Genomic DNA, 16,749 nt, shown 5'->3' with positions numbered 1-16,749 from the left:
CCCGTGAGGGTGCCACCTCGAAGGGTCCTGCTATTTTTTCAGAAAACACCTACAACTCAACCAGAAAGATTAAATAACCGTTCAGTCAGTTTTGTCTGCTTCCTGGCCCAGCTCCAGCATCAACCCACTCAAGCGCTTGACCTTGCGCCGTACGGCCTCCTCAAACACCCCGCCACGCGGTTCGATCAGGCTGAACCAGCGCTTGGCGCGGGTAATGCCGGTGTAGATCAGCTCCTTGGTCAATACCGGGTTCAAGGCGTCTGGCAGGATCAATGCCGTGTGAGTGAACTCCGAGCCCTGGGATTTGTGCACGGTCATGGCGTACACGGTTTCCACATCGTTAAGCCGGCTGGGCAGCACAAATCGCACGCCGCCCTGGCCGTCGTTACGTGGGAACGCCACGCGCAACACGTGGGGGCCGCCGTTGCTTTCGGGGAGTTTGAGGGCGATGCCGATGTCGCCGTTCATCAGGCCCAGGCCATAGTCATTACGGGTCATGAGTACCGGGCGGCCTTCATACCATTGCTCTTCGCCCTCGATCAGCCGAACTTTGCGCAAGGCCGCGGTGATGCGCAGGTTCAGCCCTTCCACGCCCCACGGGCCCTTGCGCACCGCGCAGAGCAGCTGAAACGCATCGAAGGCTTGCAACAATTGCTGTGCCCAGTGGGTCCAGGCGGCGTCTTCACGCGGGGTGTCGAGGGACGGACGGGCGCTGTGCAGCAGGTTGAGGTAATAGCGATAGCCCTCGGCACCCTCACCCTGCCCGTCCAAAACCAGACGTTCCAAGGCGTGGTCGTGCTCACCCTTAAGGCCTACGCAGAACAGGTCGCGGTGGCTGCGCGCGGCCAGCAGTTTGCGCGCCTCTTCGGCGTTCTGCTGGTTAACCCAGCGTGCCAGTTGGCCGATGCCGCTGCCTTCGCCGAAACGTCGCGAGTAACGCAGCATCACCACTTGCTGGGCCAGGGGATGGCTACCGTCGAGGTCTTCGCGCAGGCCGCCGGCGCTGAGGTCTTCGCCGCTGACGGTTTGCAGCCATTGGCGGGTCTGGGGGTTGTACCAGCCGGCTTCGGCGTCGCGGCACAAGTCGCCGAGTACGGCGCCGGCCTCCACCGAGGCGAGTTGGTCCTTGTCGCCCAACAGCACCAGGCGCGCATGGGGCGGCAACGCGTCCAACAGGTTGGCCATCATCTCCAGGTCGATCATCGAGGCTTCGTCCACCACCAGCACATCCAATGGCAATGGGTTGCCCAGGTGATGACGGAAGTGCCGGGTGCCGGGGCGACTGCCCAGTAAACGGTGAACAGTGGTGACTTGGGTCGGGATCTTTTCCTTCACGCTTTGCGGCACTTTCAGCGACAGCACTTGCTGGCTGATGGACTCGGTAAGGCGCGCGGCGGCTTTACCGGTGGGCGCGGCAAGACGGATGCGCAACGGGCTGCCGGCCTCGACGGCAGGCGCCTGCAACAAGGCGAGCAAGCGCACCACGGTGGTGGTCTTGCCGGTACCGGGGCCGCCGGTGACGATGCTGAAGGCACCTCGGGTAGCCAGGGCGCAGGCGAGCTTTTGCCAGTCGATCACGCCATCGGGCGCCGGCTGGTCAAACAGACCGTTGAGGCGTTCGGGCAAATCGGCGGCGACCGCTTCTTCGCTCGCCAGCCGCTGGCGTAGAGCGCTGTCGATGCGGCGCTCGTAGGCCCAGTAGCGGCGCAGGTACAAGCGTTTGCCGGACAGCACCAGCGGACGGCTTTGCGCGGCTTCGCTGGCGTCCAACGCCAGGGCGACCAGCGGGCTCGCGGCCAGGGCATGGCACCAATGGGCACCGTCGAGACCATCAAGCAATTGCGACGGCAGTAGCATGGCACCGGTTTGCAGGTCGCCTTCGGGCGGCAAGGACAAGGCGAAATCCGGCGCCTTGAGGGTTTCAAACAGGTCGAGGCACACGTGACCGTGGCCCAATTGATGGCTGGTCAAGGCCGCCGCCAGCAGCACCAAGGGGTCGGCCTGCGGGTCGAGTTCATGCAGGAAACCGACAAAGGCCTTGTCCAACGCCCGCAGCCAACCACGGTCAACCCATCGCTCAAGCAACTGCACCAGGTCGGCGGCGCGGCCCAGGGGCTCCAGCGCTTCAAGCGGTAACGGCGACAGGCTCATAACAACACTCCTTGTTCCCAGGCGGGCTCAACCTTGGGCGGGATGGGCTTGCCCTGGAACAACAGGTCCAGGCCTTCGATCAGTTCTCGTGGCGGCCGGGTGAAATACGCGCCCCGGCTCGCGGACTGGGTGCCGCGCAGAAACACATACAGCGCACCACCGACGTGACGGTCGTAGTCATAGTCCGGCAGACGAGCCTTCAGTTGGCGGTGCAGGGCCAGCAGGTAAAGCACGTATTGCAAGTCATACCGATGCTCAAGGATCGAACGTTCCATGGCATCGAGGGTGTAGGCCGAATCGTCTGGGCCGAGCCAGTTGGATTTGTAGTCGGCCACGTAATAGCGGCCGTCATGTTCGAAAGTCAGGTCGATAAAGCCCTTGAACATACCGTTGAGCAGCACCGGCTCGGCGGCTACCCGCGCGACACCGTTGTGGGTGTACTGGCACACCAGCTTATCGAGGGCGAGCACGTCGACTTTATGGCTGGCAAACCAGAACTCCATTTCGATCTGGTATTGCTGCAGGCTGCTGAGGGTAACGTGAGCGTTATCCACCGGCAGCGGCGTTTGCAGCAAATGGCCCAGCCAACCGCTGAGGGTGATGATCCAGCCTTCCCAGTTGCGGCGATTGCAACGGGCGCCTACGGCGTTTTCGATGGCCTGCGGTGACACGTTGAAGCCTTCTTCGCCGGCCCACTCCAGCAAGCCGTGGAGGAAGGTGCCGGGGTTGGGGCCGCGTGGGAAACGGTGTATGTCGCCGCCGGACACCGCCACTTCACGCGGTGCGTCGGGGTCGAGGCGTTCGTCATCGAACAGCTTTTGCGCTTGCGGGCTTTCTGGTGCCTCGAGATTGGCGACGCTCATGCTGTCGCCAATGCGCAAGGCGCTGTAGGACGCGATCCACCAGTTTTCGGCGGCCTTGCGCTTGGGCAATAACGGCGCGAGCAAGGTGGCCTGGTTGCGCGGTGGGTGAAACAGGCTTTCTTGCGCTTCGGGTACGTGGGCGTAGTGGATGGCCGGGCAGCCTTGCTGCAGGTCCAGCAGCCAACGCGCCAGGCCTGCCGATTCCGCCAACGAGGCCCCGCCGCCGAGCAAATAGCCCAGCGCCGACAGGTGCAATACCGAACTGGCGCTGTTGCCGCGCTTGAGGTCGGCAACGCCAAGCCAGCAGGCATGTTTGGCGCGCGTCAGGGCTACGTAGAACAGACGCAGGTCTTCGGCCAGACGCTCGTCATCGGCCTGGGCAATCAACTCGGCGGTTGGGCGCAGGCTGACCTGGGATTTACCGTGTTCGTCGTGGTAGTGCAGCGGCAATCGGCTGCCGTCTACCGGTTTGGCCGAACAAATGAACGGCAGGAACACCAAGTCGTACTCCAGGCCCTTGGATTTGTGGATGGTCACTACCTTGACCAGCTGCTCATCGCTTTCCAGCCGCAGGATCTGCTCTTCGCCGGCCTGGCCGGACGACGCCAGGTGTTCGGCCAGATGGCGGATCAGCGCCTGTTCGCCATCCAGCTCCGAAGCGGCCTGTTGCAGCAGTTCACTCAGGTGCAGCAGGTTGGTCAACACGCGCTCGCCGTCGCTGCGGGCGATCAGGGTTTGTGGCAGTTTGAAATCGTGGAGCAGGCGACGCAGCATCGGCAGCACGCCTTGGGTACGCCAGATCGCGCGATAGCCACGAAATTGCATCACACGGGTTTCCCACGCCAGTTCGTCCTGGTTCAGACGCTCCAGTTCCGGCAGGGAAAGGTTGAGCGTGACGCAGGCCAGCGCGGCGCGCAGCGGGCGCTCGACGTCGGGCTCTGCGCAGGCCTTGAGCCAGGCCAGCAGGTCGTGGGCTTCTTGGGCGGCGAACACCGAGTCCTTATCGGACAGGTACACGCTACGCACACCACGAGCAGCCAACTCGGCGCGCACGGCCTGGGCTTCTTTACCGTCGCGCACGAGGATGGCGATGTCTGACGGTAGTACGCCTTTGAAGCTGTCATCTGAGTGTAGGAAGCCGGCCGTGCCCTGCTGGCCGCCGTTGAGCAACGCGACAATCTGCGTGGCGCAGGCGCCGGCCAATTGCTGGCGGTACACCGCGTTGGATACGGGTTGGTCGGTAGGCAGGTGCCAGAGGTTCATCGCCGGCAGCGTTTGGCCATCGACCTGGAGTTTTTCCTTGCGTCCTTGGGACAGCACCGGCTGGAACGGCACCGGGTTATCACCATTGGGTTCACGGAACAAGAACGCACCGCGACCTGTTTCCGCGCGCTGGAATACATGGTTTACCGCCTCGACCATCGCATGGCTGGAGCGGAAGTTGGTGCCCAAGGTGTGGTGCCGTCCGGTGGTGGACTGCCGCGCACGCAAGTAGGTATAGATATCGGCACCACGGAAGGCGTAGATCGCCTGCTTGGGGTCGCCGATCAGGAACAAGCCGCTGTCGGGGTGGTTTTCTTCGATGCGGTAAATGCTGTCGAAGATGTTGTATTGCACGGGGTCGGTGTCTTGGAATTCATCGATCAGGGCTACCGGGAACTGCTCACGAATCACGTTAGCCAGGCGCTCGCCGCCGTCGGCTTGCAAGGCCGCGTTGAGGCGGATCAGCATGTCGTCGAAGCCCATTTCGGCGCGGCGGCGTTTTTCTTCTTCGAAGCACTTGCTCACCCAGCCGGCGGCGTGTTGCAACACGGCGGCATCGGGGGTAGGCAGGGCGTCAAGGCTGGCTTTAAGGCTGGCCATGGCGTCAATGCCGGGATGCTGCGGTGGGTCGCCCTTCCAGGCTTCGGCTATACCGTCGGGGGTGAGCCGGGTAAAACCGGTGCCGATGTCCAGTTGTTCCAGGATGTCGTCTGCGGCCCAGGCGCTGATCTTCTCGAACCAGGGCTCAAAGTAGCGAGCTTGCATCTTGCGGCCGTCGACCGCTTTGGCGGCCACCGCTTGCAGGCAGATATCGCGTAGCTCAGCGGCCCATTGTTGCCAGGGAGCTTTGATGTTGATCAACGCTTCGCGGCGTTCTTGTAGGCAAGCGCTGATCAACTCGGCGGGTTCGCGGTTTTCATCTGTCGGCCGTTCGCTGCCGAACAGTGCGCGCACGCGTGGCATCAACGCAGCGGGGCCACCCCAGTTACTGCGCACCCAGTTGAGGGCGTCGTCGTGCATGGGGTAGCAGAACAACCGCCAGTAATCGCGCAGCACTTGGCCCAGCAGGTCGCTGTGGTCGGTCTCCAGGGTCTGGGTAAACAGGCTGCCGCTGTCGAACGCATGTTCGCGCAGCATGCGCTGGCACCAACTATGAATGGTCGAAACGGCGGCCTCGTCCATCCACTGCGCGGCAATGTCCAAGCGGTTGGCGCAGCCGGGCCATTGCTCGGGTGGGTATTCTTCGCGCAGCTCTGCGATCAGGGCATCGGGCTGATCGATTTCGTCGCGAAAAAACCGCGCGGCTTCAGCCAGGCGAATGCGGATACGTTCACGCAACTCTTTCGTTGCCGCATCCGTGAAGGTCACCACCAGGATTTGCGGCGGCAGCAGTTCGCGGCCAAAGCCGGACTCTTGACCGCCGTGGCCAAGCACCAGGCGCAGGTACAACGCGGAGATGGTGAAGGTTTTGCCGGTACCGGCGCTGGCTTCAATCAGTTGGCTGCCTTTTAGCGGGAAGGCCAGGGCCAAGGGTTTGTTGTTCATGTGCCGACCTCCTCGCCTGTAAGTGATCGCCAGGGAGCATTGAGCAGTGGGCGATAGAGGGTTTCGCACCAACCTTCGAATTCTTCATTCGCGATCAAGGCGCTGTAATCGGGGAATTGTCGGGTGAGCGCGGGGGTTTCGCGGCGCTCGCCGTCGGAGGTCAAGCCGTCGCCTTCGAAGGCTTTGCGCGCTGCGGCGTGGGCCTTGTCCGGGTCGGTTTGGCTGAGCCAGGCGAAGGCAGTTTTAACGGCTACCGCAAGTGGTTTTTGCATGCCGTAGCGCCAGGCCAGCAGCAGTTCGCCGAGGGTTTCCCGGGCGGCGGCTTTATCCAGCGGGGCCAGCAGCAAGGTGTCGTCGCTGGCCACCAGACCGGTGCTCAGCGGCAGACCGCAGGCACACGCCACCAGGTGATTGACCCACGGACGGATCAGGCGATGCCACTTGCGCGTTTTGACCGAGCCAATGCTGTTGGGGATGGTGGTGATGCTTAGCAACCCGCCATCACTGCGTCGATGCAGCCCACTGATCCAGCCCTCCAGCGCAATGCCTTGATGCTCGAAACTGATCGGTTCGGCACCGGGATGCGGGGTTGGCCAGAGGGCCAGTAATTGGTGGTAGCGCTGTAGCAGGTCGGGCAAAGGCTCGATCAGTTCGTTGCGCAGGCACTCGCCGAAACCGACCATGGGCAACAGACCGCTGCCTTGCAAACGCAAGGCCTGGGCGTTGAGGGCTTGGTCGAGCTGAGCCGGCTGTGACAGCGCGGCGTTCAACAGGCTGTCACTCAAGCTGTAGCGTTGCAATGCATCGAGGACGAAGGGTTCTTCATCAGCCAAAGGCACTTCGGCAGCTTCGAAAAATACCTTGAGGCGCTGGCTGAAGAAGTGTTTGACCGGGTTGCGCAGGAAGTCTTGTAGCTGGCCAAGGCTCAGCGGTTCCTCCTGGTGGTGCTGCGCCAGCTCATCTGCATTAACCACGGCTTCGGCCGTTTGGTGGAGCAATTGCCACTCGCGGGCATAACTGAACAGCGGGTCGTCTTCGTGGAAATAGCGGGCGCTGAAAGGTTGAAGAGGGTGTTCCTGGGTCATCGCCTCCACTAGGGGGGTTGCTTGTGCGTTATGCCAGCCGCTGGCGATATGATCGCGCAGTTGGCCGATCAGTACTGATGCGGGGCGCTCGCTATTGTCGCGGATGCTGCGGCCCACCCAACTGATATAGAGCTGATCGCGGGCGGACAGCAAGGCTTCGAGTAGCAGGTAGCGGTCGTCTTCGCGGCGTGAACGATCACCGGGGCGGTAGTCGCTGCCCATCAGGTCGAAATCCAGCGGCGGTTGCGCGCGAGGGTAGTCGCCGTCGTTCATGCCGAGCAGGCAAACGAGCTTGAACGGGATCGCTCGCATAGGCATCAGGGTACAAAAATTGACAGCACCGGCGAGGAAACGCTGGGACAAGCGGCCTTGATCGAGACCGGCCAGCCAGGCTTCGCGCACTACAGTGAGAGGTAATTGGTCCTGCAGGCCAACGGACTCGCAGGTTTCCAGCCACGTTTCCCGGAGTTGTTCGAGTTGGCCGAGCAGGTAGTCGTCGTGCTCGCTGCTGGGCAGGAAGAAAAGTTGCATCAATCGTCGTAGACGTTCGCCCCACTCTTGGGGCGCGGCCGGTTGGGAGAGCGTTTGATGCGCGTCATGCAATGCGTCGAGCAGAGCGACCAAGGGGCCAATCAACGCCGCGTCGAGGCCCCCGATTTCATCGTAGGGTTCAATGCCGTTGCAAGCGGCACCGGTGCCGACGGCGTACCCCAACAGCATACGACGCAGGCCAAATCGCCAGCTGTTCTGCTCCAGGTCTACCGGCAGACCGAGGCCGGCACGTTGTTCGGCGTTGAGGCCCCAACGAATGCCGGCGCCTTCGATCCAGCGGTGCAGCGTGGGCAGGTCGCGCTCCTTGATGGCGAAACGTTCGCGCAGCGCGGGAACGTCGAGCAGGTCAAGAATTTCGCTGACGGGGAAGCGGCTGTCAGGGAGTTTGAGCAGGTGTTCAACGGCGATCAGCAGCGGGTCGCGGCCACGCTGGCCTTGATCGGTAAGGGTGAAGGGGATGAAGCGGGAGTCGCTTCTTTCCAACTGGCCGAACACGGCGCGAATATGCGGCGCGTAGCTGTCGACATCGGGGACCATGACGATGATGTCGCGGGGGCGCAGTGCCGGATCGTCGCTGAAGCGTTGAAGCAATTGGTCGTGGAGAATTTCCACTTCGCGTTGAGCGCTGTGGGCAATGTGGAAGCGGATTGACGTATCACGTTGCAGATCGACAGCAGCCCATCGCTCACGCGTCTCATTGAGTGGGCGTAGCTCGAGGATATCGTCCTGGAGTTGGTTGAGCAGTGTGGTGGGGACGCTGTCGCTGAACAGGTCGATGCGACCGTCGTGGAAGGCTGCGCGGTAACTGTTGGGGTCGTCATAACTGTCCAGCAGGCTGATGTAGTCGCGGCCTTGCTTGCCCCAGGCAGCGAGTAACGGGTGGGCGTGCTGGTGCAGGGTCTGTGAATCGAGCGTGAGCGGCATGCCAGCTTTGCGCGCTTGGCGTTTGTATTCGTTACGCAGTAGGTCTTTGTCGGCAACGATGTCGGACCAATGATGGCGACAAGGGTTGTGCACGCACAGCAGGACTTGGCTGAAACGGGCGAGTCCGGCAAGGGCTTCGAGCGCTTGGGCAGGCAGGGAAGAAATCCCGAAAACGATCACCCGCGAAGGCAGCCCATTAGGTGCTTGCGCAAGGGCATTGATGCGTTCGATGAAGCGCTGATGAACACCGGCCCGGCTTTGGGCCATGCCCTCTGCCCCTACATCCAGTAGCAATGCGCGCCATAACTCAGCTTGCCAGCAGTTGGAGGGGTTGAGTGGCTTGGGTTCGCCTCGACCGTTGCGCAATTGGTGGCGACCGGCAGCCCAGTCTTCCAGCCAGTCGGCGCGGTAGACCTGATATTGGTCGAACAAGTCGGCCAGGCGCTCCGCCAGTTGGTAGCGTTTACGTAGATCCGTGTCGTGGGTCAAAAAGCGTTGTAATGGCTCGAAATGCGGTCGATCGATGAGTTCCGGAAGCAAGCGCATCAAGCGCCATGTGAGTGGAGCTTTATCGAGCAGAGACTTGGGGGGGATTTCGTCACGTCCCAAGACCATGCGATAGAGCTGCCACATGAAGCTGCCGGGAAGTTGCACGTCGATGGCGGCGGCGATGCCGCAGCCGCCCATATCGTCCTCTTGCGGGTCTTCCGCCAGGGCCAACTTGAGCCATTGAGCAATGCCGTTGCTTTGTACCAACGCGATTTCGTTTTCCAGGGGCGCCAGAGGGTAACGGCGCATCCAACTCACCACCAAGCTGCGCAGTTCGTCCAGGCGATTGCCGTGAACCACCATGAATCCAGCGCTGAGTGACGTCGCATCCGGCATAACGGCTTCCTTGGGAAAAGCTAAATCGAGGAAAGGACTTTAGCATTGAAGGTCGCTCTGATGAGCTTCTTGCACTTTCCGAGCGCCCAAAACAAAACCCCATCTGCTTTCGCAAATGGGGTTTTGGAATTTAATCTTGACGATGACCTACTCTCACATGGGGAAACCCCACACTACCATCGGCGATGCATCGTTTCACTGCTGAGTTCGGGATGGGATCAGGTGGTTCCAATGCTCTATGGTCGTCAAGAAATTCGGGTACTGACTCGTGACCAGATGGCCTCGCTTCAGCAAATTGGGTATGTGACAGCAGTCGGTGTTTTGTGAGTTACAAACTTTCGGTTCGTTTCGTCTTCACACACCGCAATCTGATGCTCTTTCGAGTAGTCAAATTGCTTGGGTGTTATATGGTCAAGCCTCACGGGCAATTAGTATTGGTTAGCTCAACGCCTCACAGCGCTTACACACCCAACCTATCAACGTCGTAGTCTTCGACGGCCCTTCAGGGAACTCAAGGTTCCAGTGAGATCTCATCTTGAGGCTAGTTTCCCGCTTAGATGCTTTCAGCGGTTATCTATTCCGAACATAGCTACCCGGCAATGCCACTGGCGTGACAACCGGAACACCAGAGGTTCGTCCACTCCGGTCCTCTCGTACTAGGAGCAGCCCCTCTCAAATCTCAAACGTCCACGGCAGATAGGGACCGAACTGTCTCACGACGTTCTAAACCCAGCTCGCGTACCACTTTAAATGGCGAACAGCCATACCCTTGGGACCGGCTTCAGCCCCAGGATGTGATGAGCCGACATCGAGGTGCCAAACACCGCCGTCGATATGAACTCTTGGGCGGTATCAGCCTGTTATCCCCGGAGTACCTTTTATCCGTTGAGCGATGGCCCTTCCATACAGAACCACCGGATCACTAAGACCTACTTTCGTACCTGCTCGACGTGTCTGTCTCGCAGTCAAGCGCGCTTTTGCCTTTATACTCTACGACCGATTTCCGACCGGTCTGAGCGCACCTTCGTACTCCTCCGTTACTCTTTAGGAGGAGACCGCCCCAGTCAAACTACCCACCATACACTGTCCTCGATCCGGATAACGGACCTGAGTTAGAACCTCAAAGTTGCCAGGGTGGTATTTCAAGGTTGGCTCCACGCAGACTGGCGTCCACGCTTCAAAGCCTCCCACCTATCCTACACAAGCAAATTCAAAGTCCAGTGCAAAGCTATAGTAAAGGTTCACGGGGTCTTTCCGTCTAGCCGCGGATACACTGCATCTTCACAGCGATTTCAATTTCACTGAGTCTCGGGTGGAGACAGCGCCGCCATCGTTACGCCATTCGTGCAGGTCGGAACTTACCCGACAAGGAATTTCGCTACCTTAGGACCGTTATAGTTACGGCCGCCGTTTACCGGGGCTTCGATCAAGAGCTTCGCGTTAGCTAACCCCATCAATTAACCTTCCGGCACCGGGCAGGCGTCACACCCTATACGTCCACTTTCGTGTTTGCAGAGTGCTGTGTTTTTAATAAACAGTCGCAGCGGCCTGGTATCTTCGACCGGCATGAGCTTACGGAGCAAGTCCTTCACCCTCACCGGCGCACCTTCTCCCGAAGTTACGGTGCCATTTTGCCTAGTTCCTTCACCCGAGTTCTCTCAAGCGCCTTGGTATTCTCTACCCAACCACCTGTGTCGGTTTGGGGTACGGTTCCTGGTTACCTGAAGCTTAGAAGCTTTTCTTGGAAGCATGGCATCAACCACTTCGCTAACTAAAAGTTAGCTCGTCATCAGCTCTCGGCCTTAGAATCCCGGATTTACCTAAGATTCCAGCCTACCACCTTAAACTTGGACAACCAACGCCAAGCTGGCCTAGCCTTCTCCGTCCCTCCATCGCAATAACCAGAAGTACAGGAATATTAACCTGTTTTCCATCGACTACGCTTTTCAGCCTCGCCTTAGGGACCGACTAACCCTGCGTCGATTAACGTTGCGCAGGAAACCTTGGTCTTTCGGCGTGGGTGTTTTTCACACCCATTGTCGTTACTCATGTCAGCATTCGCACTTCTGATACCTCCAGCAAGCTTCTCAACTCACCTTCACAGGCTTACAGAACGCTCCTCTACCGCATCACTTACGTGATACCCGTAGCTTCGGTGTATGGTTTGAGCCCCGTTACATCTTCCGCGCAGGCCGACTCGACTAGTGAGCTATTACGCTTTCTTTAAAGGGTGGCTGCTTCTAAGCCAACCTCCTAGCTGTCTAAGCCTTCCCACATCGTTTCCCACTTAACCATAACTTTGGGACCTTAGCTGACGGTCTGGGTTGTTTCCCTTTTCACGACGGACGTTAGCACCCGCCGTGTGTCTCCCATGCTCGGCACTTGTAGGTATTCGGAGTTTGCATCGGTTTGGTAAGTCGGGATGACCCCCTAGCCGAAACAGTGCTCTACCCCCTACAGTGATACATGAGGCGCTACCTAAATAGCTTTCGAGGAGAACCAGCTATCTCCGAGCTTGATTAGCCTTTCACTCCGATCCACAGGTCATCCGCTAACTTTTCAACGGTAGTCGGTTCGGTCCTCCAGTTAGTGTTACCCAACCTTCAACCTGCCCATGGATAGATCGCCCGGTTTCGGGTCTATTCCCAGCGACTAGACGCCCTATTAAGACTCGCTTTCGCTACGCCTCCCCTATTCGGTTAAGCTCGCCACTGAAAATAAGTCGCTGACCCATTATACAAAAGGTACGCAGTCACCCAACAAAGTGGGCTCCCACTGCTTGTACGCATACGGTTTCAGGATCTATTTCACTCCCCTCTCCGGGGTTCTTTTCGCCTTTCCCTCACGGTACTAGTTCACTATCGGTCAGTCAGTAGTATTTAGCCTTGGAGGATGGTCCCCCCATATTCAGACAAAGTTTCTCGTGCTCCGTCCTACTCGATTTCATGACTAAGAGATTTTCGCGTACAGGGCTATCACCCACTATGGCCGCACTTTCCAGAGCGTTCCGCTAATCTCAAAGCCACTTAAGGGCTAGTCCCCGTTCGCTCGCCACTACTAAGGGAATCTCGGTTGATTTCTTTTCCTCAGGGTACTTAGATGTTTCAGTTCCCCTGGTTCGCCTCTTGCACCTATGTATTCAGTACAAGATAACCATCTTATGATGGCTGGGTTCCCCCATTCAGACATCTCCGGATCAAAGTCTGTTTGCCGACTCCCCGAAGCTTTTCGCAGGCTACCACGTCTTTCATCGCCTCTGACTGCCAAGGCATCCACCGTATGCGCTTCTTCACTTGACCATATAACCCCAAGCAATCTGGTTATACTGTGAAGACGACATTCGCCGAAAATCTGTAATCACTCACAAATTTTACCTTAGCCTGATCCGTTACCAGTGAAAGTAACGTTCAGTCTATCTTTCTATCACATACCCAAATTTTTAAAGAACGATCTAATCAAAGACTAGAAATCAACATTCACCATCGCTAGGATGGAATGCTCATTTCTAAGCTTTCATACGTCAGAAGCAGTAGTGGTGGAGCCAAACGGGATCGAACCGTTGACCTCCTGCGTGCAAGGCAGGCGCTCTCCCAGCTGAGCTATGGCCCCATATTTCTACAGGCGTTTCCCACACAAAATTGGTGGGTCTGGGCAGATTCGAACTGCCGACCTCACCCTTATCAGGGGTGCGCTCTAACCAACTGAGCTACAGACCCAATTTCGGGCTGCTTCTTATCGTCTTCTTCAATGAATCAAGCAATTCGTGTGGGAACTTATGGAGCAGCTGATGTCGTCGATTAAGGAGGTGATCCAGCCGCAGGTTCCCCTACGGCTACCTTGTTACGACTTCACCCCAGTCATGAATCACACCGTGGTAACCGTCCTCCCGAAGGTTAGACTAGCTACTTCTGGTGCAACCCACTCCCATGGTGTGACGGGCGGTGTGTACAAGGCCCGGGAACGTATTCACCGCGACATTCTGATTCGCGATTACTAGCGATTCCGACTTCACGCAGTCGAGTTGCAGACTGCGATCCGGACTACGATCGGTTTTATGGGATTAGCTCCACCTCGCGGCTTGGCAACCCTCTGTACCGACCATTGTAGCACGTGTGTAGCCCAGGCCGTAAGGGCCATGATGACTTGACGTCATCCCCACCTTCCTCCGGTTTGTCACCGGCAGTCTCCTTAGAGTGCCCACCATGACGTGCTGGTAACTAAGGACAAGGGTTGCGCTCGTTACGGGACTTAACCCAACATCTCACGACACGAGCTGACGACAGCCATGCAGCACCTGTCTCAATGTTCCCGAAGGCACCAATCTATCTCTAGAAAGTTCATTGGATGTCAAGGCCTGGTAAGGTTCTTCGCGTTGCTTCGAATTAAACCACATGCTCCACCGCTTGTGCGGGCCCCCGTCAATTCATTTGAGTTTTAACCTTGCGGCCGTACTCCCCAGGCGGTCAACTTAATGCGTTAGCTGCGCCACTAAGAGCTCAAGGCTCCCAACGGCTAGTTGACATCGTTTACGGCGTGGACTACCAGGGTATCTAATCCTGTTTGCTCCCCACGCTTTCGCACCTCAGTGTCAGTATCAGTCCAGGTGGTCGCCTTCGCCACTGGTGTTCCTTCCTATATCTACGCATTTCACCGCTACACAGGAAATTCCACCACCCTCTACCATACTCTAGTCAGTCAGTTTTGAATGCAGTTCCCAGGTTGAGCCCGGGGATTTCACATCCAACTTAACAAACCACCTACGCGCGCTTTACGCCCAGTAATTCCGATTAACGCTTGCACCCTCTGTATTACCGCGGCTGCTGGCACAGAGTTAGCCGGTGCTTATTCTGTCGGTAACGTCAAAACAATCACGTATTAGGTAACTGCCCTTCCTCCCAACTTAAAGTGCTTTACAATCCGAAGACCTTCTTCACACACGCGGCATGGCTGGATCAGGCTTTCGCCCATTGTCCAATATTCCCCACTGCTGCCTCCCGTAGGAGTCTGGACCGTGTCTCAGTTCCAGTGTGACTGATCATCCTCTCAGACCAGTTACGGATCGTCGCCTTGGTGAGCCATTACCTCACCAACTAGCTAATCCGACCTAGGCTCATCTGATAGCGCAAGGCCCGAAGGTCCCCTGCTTTCTCCCGTAGGACGTATGCGGTATTAGCGTCCGTTTCCGAACGTTATCCCCCACTACCAGGCAGATTCCTAGGCATTACTCACCCGTCCGCCGCTCTCAAGAGAAGCAAGCTTCTCTCTACCGCTCGACTTGCATGTGTTAGGCCTGCCGCCAGCGTTCAATCTGAGCCATGATCAAACTCTTCAGTTCAAACATCTTTGGGTTTTTAAGAAACCCTAAACTTGGCTCAGCAATCGTTGGTTACATCTTTGATTTCTCGCGGAGTAACTTGTGATGCTGATAATCTTGTTGACTATCAGTCTGACTCCACAAGCACCCACACGAATTGCTTGATTCAGTTGTTAAAGAGCGGTTGGTTAAGAGCTTTCGTCTCAACCGAGGCGCGCATTCTACAGCAGCCTCACTTGCTGTCAAGCGGTTATTTTCAGAAGCTTTCGAAGATTTCTTCAACAACTTCAACCACTTGCGCTTCCGATCCCTCGTCAGCGGGAGGCGAATTCTACAGCGTTACACGCTGCTGTCAACACCTCTTTTTCAACTTCCTTTTGGCTTCGATGAACTGAAGCAACTTGCTGCCGAAAACTGCGTAACTCATTGTTTACCAAGGAGTTTTACGTTTCGACTGCGCCGGAAGTGGGGCGAATTATAGGCTTCCAGAGTCTGCGGTCAAGCGTTAATTACACTTTCGTTGCAGAAGGTGCTTTTTTTGCAATAAGGCGAGGGATTCGACGCATCAAGGGCGGAATCCGTAATACGAGGAGCAGCGTACCTATAGAAGCATAGATAGCCCACTCCTTCAGATCAGCCCGCACAATCCACAACATATGCAGTAGGCCAAGCCCCAGAATCACATAAACAAGGCGATGCAATTTCTTCCAGCGGCTACCCAGCCGACGCTGGCTATAGCGATTGGACGTTACCGCCAACACCAACAACGCCAAGAAGCCCAACGCCCCGACAATAATGTAAGGCCGCTTACGTAACTCCACGCCCAACTGTGACCAATCAAGGCCCAGGACAAACACACAATAGGCAGCCAGGTGCAGCACGACATAAGCGAAGCACCACAAACCAAGCTGGCGGCGTACAGCAATCCACCCAGCCCAACCACTGAGCTTCTGCAGTGGCGTCATACCCAGGGTAACCAACAACAGGATCAACGTACCCAAGCCGAGTCGATCAACCAATACCTTGCCCGGGTCCGGCCCCAGCGCAAAGCTCCACGCTTGATATAGCCATAACAACGGCCACACCGCCGCAGCGATAAAGATGCCAATGCGCCAGATGGGGTAACGCATCAGTAGTTCTTCCGCAGATCGAGACCGCTATAAAGAGAAGCAACCTCCTCTGAGTAGCCATTGAACATCTGCGTTTCACGCACATTGGGACTGAACAGGCCACTCGGCAAGCGACGCTCGCGCGCTTGGGTCCAACGAGGATGATCGACTGTCGGGTTCACATTTGCATAAAACCCATACTCATCCGCCGCAATGCTCTGCCAGGTGGTTTTCGGCTGCTCGCTTACCAGGCTGATCCGCACGATTGACTTCACGCTCTTGAAACCGTACTTCCACGGCACAACCAGACGCAACGGTGCGCCGTTCTGATTCGGCAGCTCCCGCCCATACATACCAACAGCAAGAATCGCCAAGGGATTCATTGCTTCATCCAGACGCAACCCTTCTACATACGGCCAGTCGATCAAGCCGAAACTCGAACGCTGCCCAGGCATGCTCTTGGGATCCTGAAGGGTTTCGAAACGAATGTATTTGGCCTTGGAAGTTGGCTCAACCTGCTTGAGCAAGGCAGAGATTGGAAAGCCTATCCATGGAATGACCATCGACCAAGCTTCCACACAGCGCAAACGATAGATCCGCTCTTCCAATTGATAGGGCTTCATGAAGTCTTCCAAGGCATAACGCCCCGGTTTTGCAACCTCACCATCAATCACCACGCTCCAGGGCTCGGTCTTGAGTGAGCCTGCATTGTTCGCAGGGTCGCCCTTATCTATGCCGAACTCATAGAAGTTGTTGTAGTGGGTGGCATCCTTGAATGGCGTAATGGCTTCGTCTTTAGCCGTCACTGCCTGCCATTTGGTAGCCGGCAGTTTCTCGGCAAACCAATCAGGCGCTTTGCCCGGTTCAACGTCGGCATAACGCGCAGCATCCTCGGCACTGGCCCAACGCGGCAAGCTGCTGGCGGCAATACCCGCCAACGCACCACCGAGTAAGCTGCGGCGAGAGAGATAAAAAGATTCAGGCGTGACATCCGATTCATGACAATCGGACGCTTTAGACAATTTGATTAACATGGCAACTCCGCAGCATTGGAGGAC

At 57.5% G+C, this 16,749-nt stretch carries 5 protein-coding genes, 2 tRNA genes and 3 rRNA genes; all 10 read right to left on the bottom strand.

Going from position 1 to position 16,749, the window contains the following annotated elements:
* Positions 1-81 precede the first annotated feature (81 nt).
* The 10 genes from recD to msrP all read right to left on the bottom strand — a co-directional run bounded on the left by recD (position 82) and on the right by msrP (position 16,725).
* Complete coding sequence (gene recD, locus AB4N98_RS17020) at positions 82-2,151, bottom strand: exodeoxyribonuclease V subunit alpha (protein WP_460148837.1); 2,070 nt, start codon at positions 2,149-2,151, stop codon at positions 82-84.
* Positions 2,148-5,822, bottom strand: a complete 3,675-nt coding sequence (gene recB, locus AB4N98_RS17015) for an exodeoxyribonuclease V subunit beta (RefSeq protein ID WP_068932433.1) — start codon at positions 5,820-5,822, stop codon at positions 2,148-2,150. Before recB ends, recD begins: the two co-directional genes overlap by 4 nt.
* Positions 5,819-9,268, bottom strand: a complete 3,450-nt coding sequence (recC, locus tag AB4N98_RS17010) for an exodeoxyribonuclease V subunit gamma (RefSeq protein ID WP_068932432.1) — start codon at positions 9,266-9,268, stop codon at positions 5,819-5,821. Before recC ends, recB begins: the two co-directional genes overlap by 4 nt.
* Before the next feature lie 134 nt (positions 9,269-9,402).
* Positions 9,403-9,518 (bottom strand): 5S ribosomal RNA (gene rrf / locus AB4N98_RS17005).
* Between the two features lie 157 nt (positions 9,519-9,675).
* Positions 9,676-12,567: ribosomal RNA gene (locus tag AB4N98_RS17000) — 23S ribosomal RNA — on the bottom strand.
* 234 nt (positions 12,568-12,801) lie between these two features.
* Positions 12,802-12,877: transfer RNA gene (locus AB4N98_RS16995), tRNA-Ala, on the bottom strand.
* Between the two features lie 30 nt (positions 12,878-12,907).
* Positions 12,908-12,984, bottom strand: a tRNA-Ile gene (locus tag AB4N98_RS16990).
* Positions 12,985-13,066: 82 nt separating this feature from the next.
* A 16S ribosomal RNA gene (locus tag AB4N98_RS16985) occupies positions 13,067-14,603 on the bottom strand.
* Together the 16S, 23S and 5S rRNA genes with 2 tRNA genes alongside form the textbook arrangement of a ribosomal RNA operon.
* Before the next feature lie 488 nt (positions 14,604-15,091).
* Positions 15,092-15,712, bottom strand: coding sequence for a protein-methionine-sulfoxide reductase heme-binding subunit MsrQ (msrQ, locus tag AB4N98_RS16980; protein WP_017528759.1), 621 nt, complete (start codon positions 15,710-15,712; stop codon positions 15,092-15,094).
* Positions 15,712-16,725 carry a protein-methionine-sulfoxide reductase catalytic subunit MsrP gene (gene msrP, locus AB4N98_RS16975; protein ID WP_068937239.1) on the bottom strand — a complete coding sequence of 338 codons (1,014 nt, stop codon included), beginning with the start codon at positions 16,723-16,725 and terminating at the stop codon, positions 15,712-15,714. The genes msrQ and msrP overlap by 1 nt, the downstream gene beginning before the upstream one ends.
* Between the last annotated feature and the right edge of the window lie 24 nt (positions 16,726-16,749).

It is taken from the genome of Pseudomonas sp. S3_E10 (genome assembly GCF_054667615.1).
The sequence above is the reverse complement of the archived record's forward strand: the minus strand, read 5'-3'. Positions and strand labels throughout refer to the sequence as shown.

What these genes read in the sequence shown, in the direction of transcription:
- recD (WP_460148837.1), bottom strand. Translation starts at nt 2,151, where the DNA reads ATGAGCCTGTCGCCGTTACCGCTTGAAGCGCTGGAGCCCCTGGGCCGC.
- recB (WP_068932433.1), bottom strand. Translation starts at nt 5,822, where the DNA reads ATGAACAACAAACCCTTGGCCCTGGCCTTCCCGCTAAAAGGCAGCCAA.
- recC (WP_068932432.1), bottom strand. Translation starts at nt 9,268, where the DNA reads ATGCCGGATGCGACGTCACTCAGCGCTGGATTCATGGTGGTTCACGGC.
- msrQ (WP_017528759.1), bottom strand. Translation starts at nt 15,712, where the DNA reads ATGCGTTACCCCATCTGGCGCATTGGCATCTTTATCGCTGCGGCGGTG.
- msrP (WP_068937239.1), bottom strand. Translation starts at nt 16,725, where the DNA reads ATGTTAATCAAATTGTCTAAAGCGTCCGATTGTCATGAATCGGATGTC.